Origin of the sequence: Enterobacter sp. 50793107, assembly GCF_001463365.1 — a bacterium.
In the GTDB taxonomy this organism is placed as follows: domain Bacteria; phylum Pseudomonadota; class Gammaproteobacteria; order Enterobacterales; family Enterobacteriaceae; genus Enterobacter; species Enterobacter cloacae.
The window spans coordinates 97,131-113,921 of the sequence record NZ_LNII01000070.1; the positions used below are offsets into that span (position 1 = coordinate 97,131).

Consider the following 16,791-nt stretch of genomic DNA (forward strand, 5'->3'; position numbering starts at 1 on the left):
TCTTAACGGTGTTGATGCTTGAGCTTCTCAACCGTGGCGGCAAAGTTTGGCAGCCATTTTTCATGCGCCAGTATCATCTCGCTGGCCAGCCCTTCCGCATCGCGGTCGGAATGCACCAGCGGGCTGAGGTTCAGCGCCAGCAGCACGTCATTCAACTCACCGCTCAGCGCAGCGTTGCTGGCCGCCACTTCAAACCCTTTGATGGTATGGATGAGCCCCATCACTTTGTCATCAAAGTGGGTAATACGCGGATGCGGTTTTGCCCCCTCACGGCCCAGGATACAGGTCATCTCTACGGCCCAGTCGGCCGGGATATTGTCGATATGGCCATGGTGCGGCACATTGACGTAGTGCTCAGCCTGCTTGTCATTGTAAATGGCGTTGATCACTTCGCACGCCGCGTCGGAATAGTACGCTCCACCGCGCTGTTCAAGCTCTTTCGGCTTCACGTTCAGGTTTGGATCTTTATACAAATCAAACAGCTGCTTTTCAACTTTCTGCACAACCTGAGCGCGGGCACCGCCTTTATAGTACTCGCCCATTTCGATGGCCAGCATCTCTTTCTGCTTGAAGTAGTAAAGCAGATACGAGCATGGCAGCAGATTCAGGGAACGGATGAGCCCTTCGCTGAACGGCAGGTCAAAGATATTTTTTACGGATGCTGCGGTCAGGCGGCCGGAAGCCACGCCGTCCAGCAGTTCAGCAAAGCGAGACTGGCCGTTTACTATCACATCTCTGATGAACACCATGTGGTTGAGACCGAACAGATCAATAGAGAGATCGTCGTTGTCGGTCAGCTCCAGCACGTCGCGGATGAACATCTTCATGCCAATCGGAATATTGCAGACGCCGATAAAACGCTTGAAGTTGGTATGGCGATAGACCGCCTCGGTGACCATCCCGGCCGGGTTGGTAAAGTTAATCACCCATGCGTTCGGGCAGATCGCCTGCACATCTTTGATGATGTCGAAAATGACCGGGATGGTGCGCAAACCTTTAAACAGGCCGCCCGCGCCGTTGGTTTCCTGTCCCAGATAGCCGTGGCTCAGCGGAATGCGTTCGTCCAGTTCACGCGCTTTGAGCTGGCCCACGCGCAGCTGAGTGGTAACGAAGTCAGCGTCCTGCAATGCCAGGCGACGATCGAGGGTTTTATGCACGGTTAAGGGCACACCGGCTTTTTCTACCATCCGCTGGCACAGGTCAAAAATAATATTTAGCTTTTCCTGCCCTTCTTCAACATCCACCAGCCATAATTCACTGACCGGTAATTCATGATAACGTTTCAGGAAACCTTCCAGTAATTCCGGGGTATAGCTGCTGCCGCCGCCAATGGTCACGACTTTTAATTTCTTTTGCATAACATCTCCCTTAGCGTATCAGGTTAATCGCCTGCAAGGTATAGCGGACTCTTCCCGCTATTTGGGCAAGCAATCAAGTCAATATTCGTGGCGAATAAACTCGCCAGGCACTAATTAATTACCGTCAAATTCTTCCGGTAACTGTTTGGTGTGAATGAGGTAAATTTCTTAAAGGTTTTAATAAACAGGCTGGGGCTACTGTAACCGGACTCATAAGCAATATCGGTGACAGAGTAGTTGGTAATTTCCAGCTGTTTTTTGGCAAAATTAATGCGGATTTCATTAATAATTTGCACGGGTGTTTTACGATAATAACGCTGTGTCGCCCGGGTCAGGTATTCCTGGGATTTTCCGGACAGTGACACCATATTTTCCAGAGCATTCTCGCTGAACTGCCCTTTGTCGTGCATCAACTCGACGGTACTGCGCAGCCATTGCGGAATGTCGTCGCTCACCTGCTGCTCTTCGCGGTGATGGCGAAGGCGGTTCATCACATAGAACGTCACGGTTTCAATAAATTCATCGAACTCATTGTCGCGGAAGTTGAGCGAGGCGATCACCGTTTCGATCCAGGTCATAAATTCGTTTTTCACGCGATAGACCTGTGACGCCACAAAGCAGAACGGCACCAGCGGCAGATAGTGTTTCTCAAAGAAACGTCTGCTGACGCCAACATTCAGAATACGGGTGGCCCCAAATTCGTAAAAGCTCTGGTGATAAGATCCCATCGGCAGGAAAACAAAATCACCGCGCTCCAGCAGGACACGCTTGCCGTTAATCTCCTGATAGTAGCGGCCGGTCAGAACAATCGTGAACTCGTAGTAGTCATGCTGATGCAGACCACTGGCGCTCTCCGTCTTGTTGTAAATAACCACGTGAAAATTCTTGCCATTAAACAGCTGCTGTTCAAGTGCGGTTTTAATTTCCATCGTGCTGACCTCCTGCTACTCAGTCTGACTTACTGCAGCTTCTCGTGAAGCTCAATTAACTCTGCCACCAGCTCGCGTGCCAGCATCGAGGTCATCAGGTGATCCTGTGCATGCACCAGCACCAGGCTGACTTTCATCTTCCCTTCCCCCTGGTCGCCTTCGATAAGCTTAGTCTGCACCAGGTGCGCTTCATTCAGCGCGATACGGGATTGATCCATCATGGTCTTAGCGGCGGCAAAATCGCCCTGCTTGGCCTGCTTCAGGGCGGCATACGCCAGGCTACGTGCTTGCCCGGAGTTGATGATAAGCCCCATCACCACTTCTTCCAGATCGCTCTCTACGGCGTCTTCGGCTACGATACTATCCAAATCTAACATCTTTAAGCTCCTTTTCGCTGGCGCGGGTTACCCCGCGCCAGGCAATATTTAGAATTTCAGTGCGAGGGCGATATCCTCTTCGCTCTCTTCTTCATCAATCACGGTCGCGGCTTTGTTGGCTATCGCCACGAATGGCATGTAGAGCAGTGTTGCAATCCCGAGGTTGAATATCGCCAGCAGGAAGGCCGCGACGCTACCGTTGGTGTTGAAGAACGCCCCCAGCCCCGCCGGCATGGTCCACGGCGCAATGTTGGTAACAGGCGGGATAATGCCCAGGTAATAGGCCGTCAGAGTGATCCCCGCAAGCAGCGGCTGAATCAGGACGAATGGAATGAACATCACCGGGTTCATGATGATAGGCAGACCAAACAGAATCGGCTCGTTAATCTGGAAGATGCCTGACGGCAGCGCCAGCTTCGCAACCTGACGATGGTCAGCGCGACGAGAGACAATAAAGACCGCGATGATCAGACCCAGCGTCGCCCCGGTACCCCCCAGGAAGATATAAGAGTCCAGCATCGGCTTCGCCCACACATGGAAGGTTTTACCGGCTGCCAGCGCCGCATCAACGGAGCCGTACTGCTGATAAAGTGCAACGTTTTCCAGTGCCCATGGGGTCATGATACCGCTGTCCAGCGCGGCCAGTGCCAGTGAACCATGTACGCCGAAGAACCACAGCAGGGAGGTGAAAATCACGTACGCCCAACCGACCACGCCACCCATCGACGCCAGCGGCGTAGAGATAGAGTCCATGATGATCTGGTGGAAGTTTGTGCCCCAGTGAGAGAGCGCCCAGGCAATAATCCCCATGATGGAGAGAATAATGAAGCCTGGAATCAACGCGGAAAATGAACGGGAAACAGAGGCCGGTACGCTATCCGGCAGGCGAATTACCCAGTTGCGGCGGATAATAAAGGTGAACATCTCGGCAACCACCAGACCGATAACGATACCGGAAATAATGTTTGCCCCACCCAGCCAGTTGGCACCCACAGCATAAGCTTCACCCACGCTGTATGGGGTGACGGTCATAAAGGCGGCAACGGACAATAACCCCGCGGCCAGTGGATCCACCTTACGTTCTTCGGCTAATGCCATCCCAATAAAGAAAGGCGCCATCAGCGACATAATACCCAACGTACCGTTATATACGTTGCCGCCGATGGCTTTAAAACCGTTAAGGGTTTCAATGGTTGAAGCGTCTAACCGAATTCCTAATGAATAAAAAAAGGAACCTTCACCAAAGCTCAGAAAAACGTTGTTAATTAAAACGAACATTGCCCCGGCCAGCGTCAACGGCATTAATTTAATAAAGCCGTTTTTGATGGCGTTAACGTGAGGCTGCTTTCCTATTTTAACAGCAAAAGGAAGGAGTACCTTTTCAAGTGAAGCGATGACTTTACTCATAGGAAAATACCCTTAAATGCCGCAACGTATGTCGCGGCGTATTGTGTGTGAAATAACTCTTTGACGGGAAAAATAAAAATTAATTAGCAGCTTTTTTAATTGCTGCCACAGCAGCTTTCAGTACACCTAAACCATCAATCTTACCGTACAACCCTGAATCGATTACCTCGACCGGTTTATTCGGTAACAGACGTTGAATTTCTGGCAACATGTAAGCGATCTGCGGACCCAGTAAAATAACATCTGCGGTCTGGCCTTTTTCACCCGCCAGCGTTTCCGGGAACGCTTCGATCACCACCGGCACTTCATACTTTTCGGCCTGTGCACGCATCTTCGACACCAGCAGTGACGTTGACATGCCTGCAGAGCAGAACAGGTAGATATGTTTCTTTTCCATCATGATTTCCCTCTTTTATGACTACCTGCCGTCTTGCTATCACTCGACTCGCTCTCCTGGCTGACAGGTAATGTGCTGACTGTTGTTTATCGTTGGAGTGAGTATACGTAATGGTACAGAGGGGGGATAATTCTGCACAGGCCTAAATTGTCTCTCATTGACCTGGCTTGTTGACTACCTTCACATTTCAGGCAAATAATTCGCGCAAAGAAATAAGATTTACGTATGCATAAAAAAACCGGCCCAAAGGCCGGCTTGTTAACATCCTCAGGCAAGCAGGGTTACTGCGCCTTAGGTGCCTGCGGATCGGTATCGTATTCCGCACAGGTCTGGTAACCGGAATTGATGACGTGACCGGTGTCATCCAGAGCAACAAAGTAGGTTTCTGCCTTACCATCACGTTGACCCAGGATATAGGTCTGGCAGGTACCACGCGCGTGGATCATGGTCACTTCTGACGAAGGCTTACCGGCAATCGCAGCCACCTGCGAACGGGTCATGCCTTTTTTGACATCTTTCACTACCGGCTGTGTAAACTGATCTTTGGTGCGATCGTAAGCCGTACACCCTGCCAGCATAGTCAGTACCGCCGCTGCGCTAAGAATTCCTGCTACGTTCTTGTTCATATTCCGTCCTCTTGTTTATCAGCGTGTTATCTAAGCATGGGATAAAAAGTACTATTGTTCAACTTTGCGAGTTACGCCAGACGAATTTCGGAAAATTCTAATAAAACAACGATAAGCTGCTAAAACGCCGCAAAATAGCGCACTCGAAACTGTGATCCTTGTCGTTTTACGCCTGAAGGGTTAGTTTTAACAGTTAACACATTCTGTTTATGGTCTGCATATGGAGGGCGTGATGGCTCTGCAACACGAGATTATTCAGGCGCTGGGCGCGAAGCCTGCGGTAGATGCAAATGAAGAGATCCGCCGAAGCGTTGATTTTTTAAAATCCTATTTAAAAACGAACTCGTTTCTGAAAACGCTGGTACTGGGCATCAGCGGCGGACAGGACTCGACGCTGACCGGCAAACTCTGCCAGATGGCCATTTCAGAGCTGCGCGAAGAGACGGGAGATGAAGCGCTGCAGTTTATCGCCGTGCGTCTTCCGTATGGCGTGCAGGCAGACGAACAGGATTGTCAGGATGCCATCGCCTTTATCCAGCCAGACCGCGTACTGACGGTCAATATCAAAGGATCGGTGCTGGCGAGTGAGCAGGCGCTGCGTGAAGCGGGCATTGAGCTGAGCGATTTTGTGCGCGGCAATGAAAAAGCGCGCGAACGTATGAAAGCGCAGTACAGCATTGCAGGCATGACCAAAGGCGTGGTTGTCGGGACCGATCACGCGGCAGAAGCCATCACCGGTTTCTTCACCAAATATGGCGACGGGGGCACCGACATTAACCCTATCTTCCGTTTAAACAAGCGTCAGGGTAAACAGTTGCTGGCTGCGCTGGGCTGCCCGGAGCATTTATACAAGAAAGCGCCAACGGCGGATCTGGAAGACGATCGCCCTTCCCTGCCGGATGAAGCGGCGCTCGGTGTGACCTATGACAACATCGATGATTATCTGGAAGGCAAGAAACTGGACGAGAGTATCGCGAAGATTATCGAAGGCTGGTATCTGAAAACCGAGCACAAACGCCGCCCACCCATTACCGTGTTTGACGATTTCTGGAAGAAATAAAAGCAAAACGGTAACCCAGGTTACCGTTTTTAGTGTTTGCGCCCTCTCCCGAGGGAGAGGGTTGGGGTGAGAGCATCAGGCGACCCGGCTCTTTTTTAACCACCCCACACCTGCTACACTGTATAGCTGAACAGTATATGGAGTCGTATGTGAGCAGGCGTCAATCTGCCCCGCGTCTGGAGTTTGAAGCGGCGGCTATCTATGAATATCCCGAACATCTCCGCCCCTGGCTTGAGGAATTGCCTAAACAGCCGGGCGTGTACATCTTTCATGGCGAAAGCGACACTCTGCCGCTCTATATCGGCAAAAGCGTGAATATTCGCAGCCGGGTGCTGTCCCATCTGCGCACGCCGGACGAAGCCGCCATGCTCCGCCAGTCGCGACGCATCAGCTGGTATCCGACGGCAGGGGAAATGGGAGCGCTCTTACTGGAAGCCCGGCTGATCAAAGAGCAACAGCCCTTGTTTAATAAGCGTCTGCGCCGCAATCGTCAGCTCTGCTCGCTGCAGATAACCGCGGGCAAACCGCAGGTTGTCTATGCGCGCGACGTCGATTTTTCGCACGCACCGAATCTGTACGGCCTGTTCGCCAACAAACGTGCTGCGCTACAGGCGCTGCAAACGCTGGCGGACGAGCAGCAGCTTTGCTACAGCCTGCTGGGGCTGGAGGCCACCACTCGTGGACGCGCCTGTTTCCGCTCTGCGCTCAAACGCTGTGCGGGTGCCTGCTGCGGCAAAGAGAGCGTCGAGGATCATCACGCCCGGCTTCTTGGCGGGCTGGCGGCCATCAGCGTGAAGTGCTGGCCATGGGAAGGGGCCGTTGCGCTAAAAGAGGTGGGAGAGACAATGACACAGTACCACATTGTTCATAACTGGTTCTGGCTGGGGGCGGTCGATAATCTGCAGGAGGCCGCCACCCTGTTACGCACACCCGCCGGCTTCGACCATGATGGCTACAAAATTCTCTGTAAGCCCGTGCTGACCGGCGAGTTTGACGTTATTGTGCTTAATGACCAGGCAGCCAGTTGATTTCGCTGAATAATAACCTGCCGTGCGATTCCAGCAAACGCAGGGTGTGGGTTCCCTCCTCCCAGCTCGCGCCCTGATCGGCTGTCAGCAATTTATCCCCCAGCTGCCACGCACCGCTTAAGACGAAGACCACACCCCCGCGTGAGCCAAAGGTAGTGAAGGTGCGGTCCGCCACCCGCACTTTCGCCTGGCAGCAATCCCGCCGGGTCATGATGTTGAAGTCCATCGACATCTGCCCGTCGCTTAACAGCGCTTTTACCGGCTGGTCGCCGGAAAAACAAAAGGGCTGATGGTGCTTCAGGGTATGGCAAAACGCCTGACCGGCATCGAGCGTCACTTCCCCCCCTTCCAGCAGGGTGATAACCCGGTCAACACCGGGAAAGGAGGAGAATTCGCCATTGCTGGCGATCGTCGCAATGCTGGCACGCCAGAAAAAATCGCGCGTCGCGGGAGGAAAACAACAAATTTCGCGCGTCTCACCAGCACCATTGCGCCAGAGACTGACCGGCATTTTACGGATATCAAAGAACTCCATCACCACTCCTGAATGGCGCAACGAGCGCCAGGGCAAGGATATCGCTATCGTTGCTGTCTTGTTTGTTATGATTGAATAGTTACAGACGTAGTATCGGCAGCAGAGCGGGCAAGCCTTAGCGGGACGCTGATAAAAAATCTAACGTCATGAATTCTCTGAAGCGATGACAGGAGAATACCGCGCCTGTTGCGGCAGACAAGAGGGTAAGAAAGAAAAAACCGCCGGTCCTGTCCACAGCATTTGCGCTTTTGTAGACAGGATCCCGGCGGTCTTAAGAGAGTGAACCGTTTATTCGGTTGGTGCTGGCATTTTACCTTCCATTGCCGGACGTTCTGTCAGACGCTTCTCAAAATTGGCATTAAATTGTTTTTTCTGTTCCGGCGTCAGAATGTTGTAGATCTTGTTCTGGGTTTCCATATGAGCCAGCATGCGGGCTTTATGCTGCTCAGCCATTTTGTCGATCTGCGCTTCGGCTTTTGCCTTATCGAAGCTGTCGCTGGCGATAATGTCATGCATCGCGCGGCGCTCTTCCAACGGAGGACGTTTCATCTGGTCACGCTGGCTTTTCATGATGTCGCGGATCTGCTGTTTCTGCGCATCCGTCAGGTTCAGATCTTTGAACATCATCATCTCGTGCATACCCGGCTTGCCTTTGTGATGCATCATCATTTTGCCTTCAGCAGGCGCGGCAGTGGTGGTTGCGGTATCTGCGGCGAACGCCATGCTGGTAGCGCCCAGAGCCAGGGTAGAAGCAACAAACAGTGCAGTAAACTTACGCATAATTTATTTCCTTACTTTCAGTTATTCTTCGGCGCTATGCCGTGTTGACGAGATTAACTTTACGGGGTTTATCGTCAATTAGTCAGAGCAACGGTAAAACAATGAAAGTGTAAAAAACAAATTTTCGCCAAATATGGAGGAAATAAGGATAAAGCGTGGAGAGTTGCAACTAAAATATGCAATAAGCTGATTATTAAGAGATTGTGCAGAAGTATAACCAACTGCCGTTTAATAATAAAGCAATTATCCAGGAATATTCTGCAAAGAAAATGCGATCGCCTTAATCGCTAAGAATATAGTTTTAATATTCCCCTCCCGCAGACAGGAGGGGACACGATCAGGACACTTTTTCCAGCATCAGCCCGGCCCGCAGACCAAAGGCCACAGACGGGTTGGGGAACAGCACATATTCGGTTGTTTTCTGCACCTCATAGCGCTCGTCGCCGTCCTCCGCCAGTAATGCCCCCTTGCGAAACGGCGTAAAATTGAGCGTGTGGGCCGCCATATGTAGCTGGAAAGCCTCGCTACGGCGGGTGATCTGCTGCACAACCCGATAACACTCGACGGGCTGGCTGGTGTGCTCCGGCTCCTTCCCCCCCAGCAGCGCATGCAGCGCAAGATGCGTCGGGGCAAAGCGCGTAAGATCGTTTTGCCCAAACGGCAGCGCTTTTCCCAGCTCCAGCGTGCAGGCCAGCGCGCCGAAGCGTTCGCAGGTAAAGTGCGTGAAGGTCCCCCCCGGCGACTGATGGAAGACCAGCGCTTCCAGCCCCGCATCCCCCAGCCAACTCAGAAAATCTTCCTCCCAGGGCTGATTACGCTGCGGCAGTACGCCAAAACGTACGTGATACGAGGCGCGGATCGCCGTATGCAGATCGAGATGCCAGCGCAATGGCCCCGCGTCGGTGAAAAAGGAGGTGACGATCTGCTCCAGCCACTGCGCCCGTGCCGTTTCATCACTTTGTGGGAATTGCGACCAGCGACCACCGAACATGCGGTTGATGTCGCTCACCAGATAGCGTTTGTTTTGCGCCAGCGCAGGCGGGTTTCCCAGAACCACCAGCAGACGGCAGTGCAGCGCGATCTCCCCGCTATACAACGCGCCCAGCAGCAGGTCGACAATCTCGACGGGCGCCGTTTCATTGCCGTGAATGCCGGTTGAGAGCAGAAGCGACAGTTCACTCCTGGCGCTCGGTGTCAGTTCAAGCACACCGCGCCCCAGCCACCGCCAGTGGAATGAGGGCCCCTCCCCCTCACGTTGTGAGGGCGTTTCGTCAGTCAGCGTCAGCGCCAGTAAATTTTCCATAGCGCCTCCTTTAGCGCTGGAACGGGTAAACCGAACCCAGCTGCAGGATTGAGGTTAACGCGTCGAGCGCCTCGCGGCCTTCGCGCAGCAGCTGCGGGTCAACCAGATCGGCCTGCGTTAACCGGTCACGATAGTAGCGGTCCACCCAGTCGTTCAGGATGTTAAACAGCGTCTCATTCATCATCACTGCCGGGTTAACGGCCTGCATTTCGTTGGGCGTCAGGACCACGCGCAGGCGTAAACAGGCCGGACCGCCCCCGTTTGCCATGCTCTCGCGCAGATCAAAGACGCGCAGTTCCGCAATCGGGTTATCGGCTTTCACCAGTTCAGTCAGATAACGCCACACGCCCGGGTGATCGCTGGACTCCTGCGGCAGCACCAGCATCATGCTGCCATCGTCCCGGCTCAACAGCTGGCTGTTGAAGAGGTAGGTCTCAACCGCATCCTGCACGCTCACCGCCTGCGTCGGCACCTGAATCGGCGTAAACCCGGGCACGCGTTCATGCAGCGTGGCGAGGAGTTTCTCCTGATGGGCGAACGCCTGCTCGTGGCAGAACAGAACCTGGCGGTTAGAGACGGCAATCACGTCGTTATGGAACACGCCCTGGTCGATCACATGCGGGTTCTGCTGGGCAAAAATCACCTGCGACGGATTGACCTGATTCAGACGCGCCACGGCCTGGCTTGCCGCCAGCGTCTGTCGGGCCGGGTAGCGGGTTGGCGCAGAATGGCCGCCCTCTTCCCGCCCGTAAATAAACAGCTGTAACCCCGGTTCGCCGTAATCGCCGCCCAGACGGTTATGGTTGGCAGCACCTTCATCACCAAACATCGCCACCTGCGGCAGAGCCGGATGGACAGCAAAATGGGCGTCATTATGGAAAATGGCGCGCAGCACGCGCTCCGTGGTCTCCGCTTCGGTGGCGCGGTGGAATTTGTTGTTCAGGTTCGCCACCGTCAAATGGACCTTGCCATCCAGCGTATCGGCAGAGGGCGCAACGGTCGCCGCATTGGCCACCCACATTGAGGAGGCGGAACTCGCCGCCGAGAGCAGGTGTGGCGTCTGCGTTCCCGCTTTCTCCACCACCTGTTCATCAGTGCCGCTAAAACCAAGCTGACGTAACACCGCCACGTTTGGACGCTCCTGCGGCGGGATCACCGCCTGCGGAAAACCCGCGTCCGATAGCGCCTTCATTTTCAGCAGCCCCTGCTTTGCCGCCAGTTTCGGGTTGGAGACCTGAAAACGGTGTTTCGTCGAGGCTTCATTACCAAAGGAGAGCCCGGCATAGTGGTGCGTCAGTCCCACCAGGCCGTCAAAATTGACTTCACGCGCTTTCATGGCGATCTCCCTGACTAAAATCCAGACCCGGACTCAGCGTTTCCGGCAGCGTCAGCGCGGGTGTTTCCAGGCTCGCCATCGGCCACGCGCAGTAATCTGCGGCATACCACGCGCTGGCGCGATGGTTCCCGGAAGCCCCTACGCCGCCAAACGGGGCGGTACTCGCGGCACCGGTCAGCGGTTTGTTCCAGTTAACAATCCCGGCGCGCGCTTCGAGCAGCAGCTGATCAAACTTCTCGCGCTGCGGTGAAATCAGACCGCTCGACAGGCCGTAGCGGGTGTTGTTGGCCATCGCAATGGCACTGTCAAAATCGTCATAGCGCCAGACGCACAGCAGCGGCCCAAAGACCTCTTCATCCGGCACGTTGCTCGCGCCGCTCATCTCAACAATGCCCGGCGTCAGCAGCGACGTGCCCGGCTGAACCTGCTTCGGCTCCAGCAAGGTTTTCGCGCCGCGTGAGACATGGTCCTGCCAGGCTTTCAGAACGTTCAGCGCCGCCTGTTCGGAGATGAGCCCGCCGATAAACGGCTGCGGGTCGGCATCCCACGTCGCAGGCACCAGACGCGCGCTCACCTCAACCAGACGCCTGAGGAACGCATCGCCCTGCGCCCCGCGCTTCACCAGCAGACGACGCGCACAGGTGCAGCGCTGGCCGGCAGTAATAAAGGCCGACTGGATGGTCAGGTGGACTGCCGCATCAATATCATCAGGATCTTCAACAATGAGCGGGTTGTTCCCCCCCATCTCCAGCGCCAGAATTTTTTCCGGCTGCCCGGCCAGCTGGCGATGCAGCTGATAGCCCGTCCCGGCGCTGCCGGTAAACAGCAGGCCATCAATATCACTTAACGCGCTCAGCGCCTGGCCGGTTTCACGCCCGCCCTGCACCAGGTTCAGCACGCCCGGCGGCAAACCCGCCTGCTCCCAGAGCTTCACCACCACCTCACCGGTCAGCGGCGTTAATTCACTCGGTTTGAAAATGACGTTATTTCCCGCCAGCAGTGCAGGCACAATATGCCCGTTTGGCAGATGCCCCGGGAAGTTGTAGGGGCCAAACACCGCCAGTACGCCGTGGGGGCGATGGCGCAGCGTGGCCGCGCCGTCAGCCATTTCGGTATGCTGCTCGCCGGTGCGGGTATGGTACGCCTTTACCGAGATAGCGATTTTGTTGATCATCGCCGTCACTTCAGTCGCCGCTTCCCAGCGTGGCTTGCTGGTCTCCAGGGCGATCGTGCGGGTCAGCTCGGTTTTATTCGCTTCCAGCAGAGAGGCAAACTTTTCGACAATCCCCTGGCGCACGGTGAACGGCTGTTTCGCCCACGCCGGAAACGCGCGGCGCGCGGCGTGGCAGGCCTGTTCAACCTGCCCGGCGCTGGCATCATTACCTTTCCAGAGCACCTCGTTGCCGACCGGATTGGTCTTCACTCGCTGTTCGCCTTCGCCCGTTACCCAGTCTCCGTTGATCCATAAAGTCATGCTGTTTTCTCCTCAGGGCAGAGTCGCACCAGGCGAACCGTATCGCCGGCATTACATTTCAGGGCATCCAGTTCTGCAGCCGTCAGCACCAGACGTTCACATTTCGGGTTGGTACGCACCAGCATGGCGCGGAAGTTGGTGTAATTTTCGTTCGCCACCAGGCACGCCGGCCAGTCACCCGGCGCAGGCTGACCTTCAGAGACGTCAACCAGTCGGCTTTTACGGATCGCGCGCACGCGGTCGATGTCGCACTCCAGCGTCGGCCCGCCGTCAAAGATGTCGACATAGTTACGGTAGCGGAAGCCTTCTTTCTCCAGCACCGCGCGGGCAGGCGCCGTTTGCGGATGGACTTCGCCAATCACCGCCTGTGCTTCCGGGGTTAAGAAATGGGTATAGATAGGGTGTTTCGGCATCAGCTCAGCGATAAACGCTTTCTGTCCGGTGCCGCACAGATAGTCTGCCCGGCTGAACTCCATCGAGAAGAAACGCTCGCCCAGGCTCTCCCAGAACGGCGAATAGCCTTTATCGTCGATCACACCGCGCATTTCAGCCACCACCTTTTCGTTAAAACGATCGCGGAAAGCGGCCATAAACATAAAGCGCGATTTGGAGAGCAGATACCCGTTGCCCTCTTTACGCCACGCCGGATCAAGGAACAGCGTACAAAGCTCGCTGGCACCGGTGTGGTCATTACAGAGAAACAGCGTCGGCAGCGCGTTATAGACGTTCAGCTCTTTTGAGGCATGAACCATGGTGCCCACGCGGTAGTTGTACCACGGATCATTAAGACCAACGGCCACTTCGATGGCGCAGATCCCGGCTACGGTCCCCGTGTCGGTATCTTCCAGCACGAACACATAGCCCTGTTCGCTTTTTGGCAACGTCCCCTGCCAGGTTAGCAGGGCGCGCTCAATGCGCGCCGACAGCGTTTTTTCATCGGCAGGAAGCGAGGTTAGCCCGCCCCCCGTCTTACCGGCAAGCTGCATGAGCCCGGCGAGATCGCCGCGCTCAACGGGACGGATGACCATCATGATGACACCCCGGATTTCACACGTTCACAGGCCAGCGCAAAACGGTCTAAACCGGTGCTCACCTCTTCCTCGCTGACAATCAGCGCAGGGGCAAAACGCACCACGTTGGCACCGGCAATCAGCACCATCACGCCCTGTTTCGCCGCTTCCTGTGAAATAAGTTTAGCTTTTCCGGCAAACTCCGGCGTCAGTTCGCAGCCAATTAACAGCCCCAGGCCGCGAATCTCTTTAAACAGACCGGTCTTGCTGTTAATGGCGTTCAGACGCTCCACAAACCAGTCGTGACGCTGTTTAACCCCCTTCAACACTTCCGGGGTATTGATGATATCCAGAACCTGTCCGGCCACGGCCGTTGCCAGCGGGTTACCGCCATAGGTGGTGCCATGCGTGCCCACGACCATTACGCTGGCGAATTTATCGGTGGTCAGCATCGCGCCAATCGGGAAGCCGCCGCCCAGCGCTTTCGCCGTTGAGAGAACGTCCGGCGTTACGCCGTAGTGCATATACGCATACAGCTCACCGGTACGGCCAACGCCGGTCTGCACTTCGTCGAAAATCAGTACCGCGTTATGACGATCGCACAGTTCGCGCAGCCCCTGCAGGAACGCTTTCTGTGCGGGCAGCACACCGCCTTCTCCCTGCATTGGCTCAACGATCACCGCGCAGGTGGTGTCGTCGATCAGCTCGCGGGCTGACTGCAGATCGTTATACACCCCGTGGCGGATATCCGGCGGCAGCGGCGCAAAGTCCTGCGAGTAGGACGGCTGCCCCCCTGCGCTGACGGTAAAGAGCGTGCGGCCATGGAACGCGTTCTTAAAGGCCACAATCCCGCTCTTGTGCACACCGAATTTATCGTGCGCATATTTGCGCGCCAGCTTCAGCGCCGCTTCGTTCGCCTCCGCGCCCGAGTTGCAGAAAAAGACTTTCTCCGCAAACGTCGCGTCGATCAGTTTTTTCGCCAGACGCAGCGCCGGTTCGTTGGTATAGCCGTTCCCGGTATGCCAGAACTTCGCCGCCTGGTCGTTTAACGCCTGGCGTAGCGCCGGGTGTGCATGGCCCAGCGCGTTAACCGCAATCCCGCCCGCAAAGTCAATATACTCTTTACCCTGCTGATCCCACAGGCGCGAGCCTTCCCCACGAACCGGAATAAAAGCCGCCGGAGCGTAAACCGGCATCATCCATTCATCGAAATTTTCACGCGTAATTGACAGAGACATAGCGACCTCATCCGGTAAATAAAAGGTTATTTGAATGTTAAATAATTGAGTGTTTGCACTGTGAATGTAGATTGCAGCCTTCGTGCCAGCCAGCGATAAAAATGCATAAACGGGTGGGGGTAACAGAATATCAATAAGTTACAATATGGAGTTATTCACTTTTAGTGCATAAAAAGTGAATATTTTTACGACAAGCGGCGCTTTGCCGCATGAAAATCAGAAAGAGTATGCAGAGGCCAAATATAATTCTGGAATTGTGATCGCTCGCGAAATTTATTGGCCATTTACGCCCCTTTTAAGGGCGAAGCGCGTCAGAATGGTGCAAATATTGCACCGTTGGCATTATCTGTCGCAGTTATTGGTCAATCCCCGTAACAGACGACGCAAATTCTGCTACCATCCATGCACTATTCACCTTGCACTGGCAGCGACTATGAAATTTGTCTCTTTTAATATCAACGGCCTGCGTGCCCGCCCTCACCAGCTTGAAGCGATTGTTGAACAACATCAGCCTGATGTGATCGGCCTGCAGGAGACAAAAGTTCACGACGATATGTTCCCCCTCGAAGAGGTGGTGAAACTGGGTTACAACGTCTTTTATCACGGACAGAAAGGGCATTACGGCGTTGCCCTGCTGACCAAAGAGACGCCGGTTTCCGTCCGCCGCGGCTTCCCGGGTGATGGCGAAGAAGCGCAGCGCCGTATCATCATGGCGGAAATTCCTTCAGCGCTCGGCAATATCACCGTGATCAACGGCTATTTCCCGCAGGGGGAGAGCCGTGACCATGAGACCAAATTCCCGGCGAAAGCGAAGTTTTATCAGGATCTGCAGGATTATCTGACCACCGAACTGAAAAAAGAGAATCCGGTGCTGATCATGGGCGACATGAATATTAGCCCGACCGATCTGGATATCGGCATTGGTGAAGAGAACCGCAAACGCTGGTTGCGCACCGGCAAATGTTCATTCCTGCCGGAAGAGCGCGAGTGGATGGATCGTCTGCTGAGCTGGGGTCTGGTGGATACCTTCCGCACGGCTAACCCGGACACCCAGGATCGCTTCTCATGGTTCGATTACCGCTCAAAAGGCTTTGATGACAACCGCGGGCTGCGCATAGACCTGCTGCTGGCAAGCTCCCCGCTGGCGGAACGCTGCATTGAAACCGGGATCGACTACGATATCCGCAGCATGGAAAAACCGTCGGACCACGCGCCGGTGTGGGCGAAATTCAAGCTGTAACCCCGTGTGAACATTCGAAAAATTGTCGTACTGTGCGCCCTGCTGGGCGCCTTTATGCTGACGTGGCTCACTCTTACTCCGGGCACGCTCTCTCTTGAAACCGTCAAAACGCATCAGCAGACCTTGCTCGCCTGCGTCGAACACGCCCCGCAGCAAAGTGCGCTGATCTTTTTTGCCCTCTATGTGGTGGTTTCCGCCCTGTCTATCCCCGGTGCCGCGATACTGACCCTGCTGGGCGGCGCGCTATTTACGCTGTGGAAGGGGACGCTGCTGGTGTCGTTTGCCTCCACGCTCGGCGCCACGCTCGCGATGCTCGCCAGCCGTTATCTGCTGCGCGACTGGGTTCAGCGACGGTTTGCCCAACAGATGAAAACGGTGAACGCCGGGATGGCGCGTGACGGCGCAGGGTATCTATTCGCCCTGCGCATGATGCCGTTGTTCCCGTTTTTTCTGGTCAATCTGCTGATGGGGCTGACCCGCATTGGGGTGCGTCGGTACTGGTGGGTCAGCCAGCTCGCCATGCTGCCCGCAACGGTTATCTTCCTCAACGCCGGCCGCGAGCTGGGAAAAATCACCTCGCTGCGCGATATTCTGTCGCCGGGCATGCTGTTAGCCTTTACACTACTGGGGTTATTACCGCTGATGAGCCGATGGCTGTTTTCCCGACTCCCCTCTTCGTTTAAAAAGTGAGGC

At 55.0% G+C, this 16,791-nt stretch carries 17 protein-coding genes; 4 read left to right on the forward strand and 13 right to left on the reverse strand.

Features of this window, described 5'->3' with window-relative positions; translation table 11 throughout:
* Positions 1-2: 2 nt before the first annotated feature.
* The 6 genes from APU11_RS10000 to osmE form a co-directional block, all read right to left on the reverse strand.
* The gene (locus tag APU11_RS10000) at positions 3-1,358 is read right to left on the reverse strand and encodes a 6-phospho-beta-glucosidase (protein WP_029882007.1); all 1,356 of its coding nucleotides are present in this window, start codon (positions 1,356-1,358) and stop codon (positions 3-5) included.
* Between the two features lie 110 nt (positions 1,359-1,468).
* Positions 1,469-2,287 carry a transcriptional regulator ChbR gene (chbR, locus tag APU11_RS10005; RefSeq protein WP_013097020.1) on the reverse strand — a complete coding sequence of 273 codons (819 nt, stop codon included), beginning with the start codon at positions 2,285-2,287 and terminating at the stop codon, positions 1,469-1,471.
* 29 nt (positions 2,288-2,316) lie between these two features.
* Positions 2,317-2,664: a PTS N,N'-diacetylchitobiose transporter subunit IIA gene (chbA, locus tag APU11_RS10010; RefSeq protein ID WP_058651486.1), complete on the reverse strand. Its 348-nt coding sequence runs from the start codon at positions 2,662-2,664 to the stop codon at positions 2,317-2,319.
* Between the two features lie 48 nt (positions 2,665-2,712).
* Positions 2,713-4,071 carry a PTS N,N'-diacetylchitobiose transporter subunit IIC gene (gene chbC / locus APU11_RS10015; protein WP_014831533.1) on the reverse strand — a complete coding sequence of 453 codons (1,359 nt, stop codon included), beginning with the start codon at positions 4,069-4,071 and terminating at the stop codon, positions 2,713-2,715.
* A 79-nt stretch (positions 4,072-4,150) separates the two neighbouring features.
* On the reverse strand, positions 4,151-4,468 hold the full coding sequence (chbB, locus tag APU11_RS10020; protein ID WP_013097023.1) for a PTS N,N'-diacetylchitobiose transporter subunit IIB: 318 nt from the start codon (positions 4,466-4,468) through the stop codon (positions 4,151-4,153).
* Positions 4,469-4,749: 281 nt separating this feature from the next.
* Entirely contained in the window at positions 4,750-5,094 is a 345-nt protein-coding gene (gene osmE, locus APU11_RS10025; protein ID WP_003857836.1) for an osmotically-inducible lipoprotein OsmE, read from the reverse strand.
* Positions 5,095-5,326: 232 nt separating this feature from the next.
* On the opposite strand from osmE, the gene nadE reads away from it, so the two are divergent.
* Positions 5,327-6,154, forward strand: a complete 828-nt coding sequence (gene nadE, locus APU11_RS10030; RefSeq protein WP_013097024.1) for an ammonia-dependent NAD(+) synthetase — start codon at positions 5,327-5,329, stop codon at positions 6,152-6,154.
* Positions 6,155-6,303: 149 nt separating this feature from the next.
* Positions 6,304-7,182, forward strand: a complete 879-nt coding sequence (gene cho, locus APU11_RS10035; protein WP_013097025.1) for an excinuclease Cho — start codon at positions 6,304-6,306, stop codon at positions 7,180-7,182.
* On the opposite strand, the gene ves is transcribed toward cho, so the two are convergent.
* From ves to APU11_RS10070, 7 genes are all read right to left on the reverse strand, one after another.
* Positions 7,160-7,717, reverse strand: a complete 558-nt coding sequence (gene ves, locus APU11_RS10040) for an environmental stress-induced protein Ves (RefSeq protein ID WP_013097026.1) — start codon at positions 7,715-7,717, stop codon at positions 7,160-7,162. The genes cho and ves overlap by 23 nt on opposite strands.
* A gap of 288 nt (positions 7,718-8,005) precedes the next feature.
* Complete coding sequence (gene spy, locus APU11_RS10045) at positions 8,006-8,497, reverse strand: ATP-independent periplasmic protein-refolding chaperone Spy (RefSeq protein WP_014831529.1); 492 nt, start codon at positions 8,495-8,497, stop codon at positions 8,006-8,008.
* A 337-nt stretch (positions 8,498-8,834) separates the two neighbouring features.
* Positions 8,835-9,800 (reverse strand): succinylglutamate desuccinylase, encoded by a 966-nt coding sequence (gene astE, locus APU11_RS10050; RefSeq protein WP_058651485.1) that lies wholly within the window; start codon positions 9,798-9,800, stop codon positions 8,835-8,837.
* Between the two features lie 10 nt (positions 9,801-9,810).
* Positions 9,811-11,136: an N-succinylarginine dihydrolase gene (gene astB, locus APU11_RS10055; RefSeq protein ID WP_058651484.1), complete on the reverse strand. Its 1,326-nt coding sequence runs from the start codon at positions 11,134-11,136 to the stop codon at positions 9,811-9,813.
* The gene (gene astD / locus APU11_RS10060) at positions 11,123-12,610 is read right to left on the reverse strand and encodes a succinylglutamate-semialdehyde dehydrogenase (protein WP_058651483.1); all 1,488 of its coding nucleotides are present in this window, start codon (positions 12,608-12,610) and stop codon (positions 11,123-11,125) included. The genes astB and astD overlap by 14 nt, the downstream gene beginning before the upstream one ends.
* On the reverse strand, positions 12,607-13,641 hold the full coding sequence (gene astA, locus APU11_RS10065; RefSeq protein ID WP_040019660.1) for an arginine N-succinyltransferase: 1,035 nt from the start codon (positions 13,639-13,641) through the stop codon (positions 12,607-12,609). Before astA ends, astD begins: the two co-directional genes overlap by 4 nt.
* The gene (locus APU11_RS10070; protein ID WP_029882003.1) at positions 13,638-14,858 is read right to left on the reverse strand and encodes an aspartate aminotransferase family protein; all 1,221 of its coding nucleotides are present in this window, start codon (positions 14,856-14,858) and stop codon (positions 13,638-13,640) included. Before APU11_RS10070 ends, astA begins: the two co-directional genes overlap by 4 nt.
* A 433-nt stretch (positions 14,859-15,291) precedes the next feature.
* Between APU11_RS10070 and xthA the strand changes: the two genes are divergently transcribed.
* Both xthA and APU11_RS10080 read left to right on the forward strand, forming a co-directional pair.
* Positions 15,292-16,098, forward strand: a complete 807-nt coding sequence (gene xthA, locus APU11_RS10075) for an exodeoxyribonuclease III (RefSeq protein ID WP_013097033.1) — start codon at positions 15,292-15,294, stop codon at positions 16,096-16,098.
* A gap of 6 nt (positions 16,099-16,104) precedes the next feature.
* Positions 16,105-16,788 carry a TVP38/TMEM64 family protein gene (locus APU11_RS10080; protein ID WP_058651482.1) on the forward strand — a complete coding sequence of 228 codons (684 nt, stop codon included), beginning with the start codon at positions 16,105-16,107 and terminating at the stop codon, positions 16,786-16,788.
* The last annotated feature ends 3 nt before the right edge of the window (positions 16,789-16,791 follow it).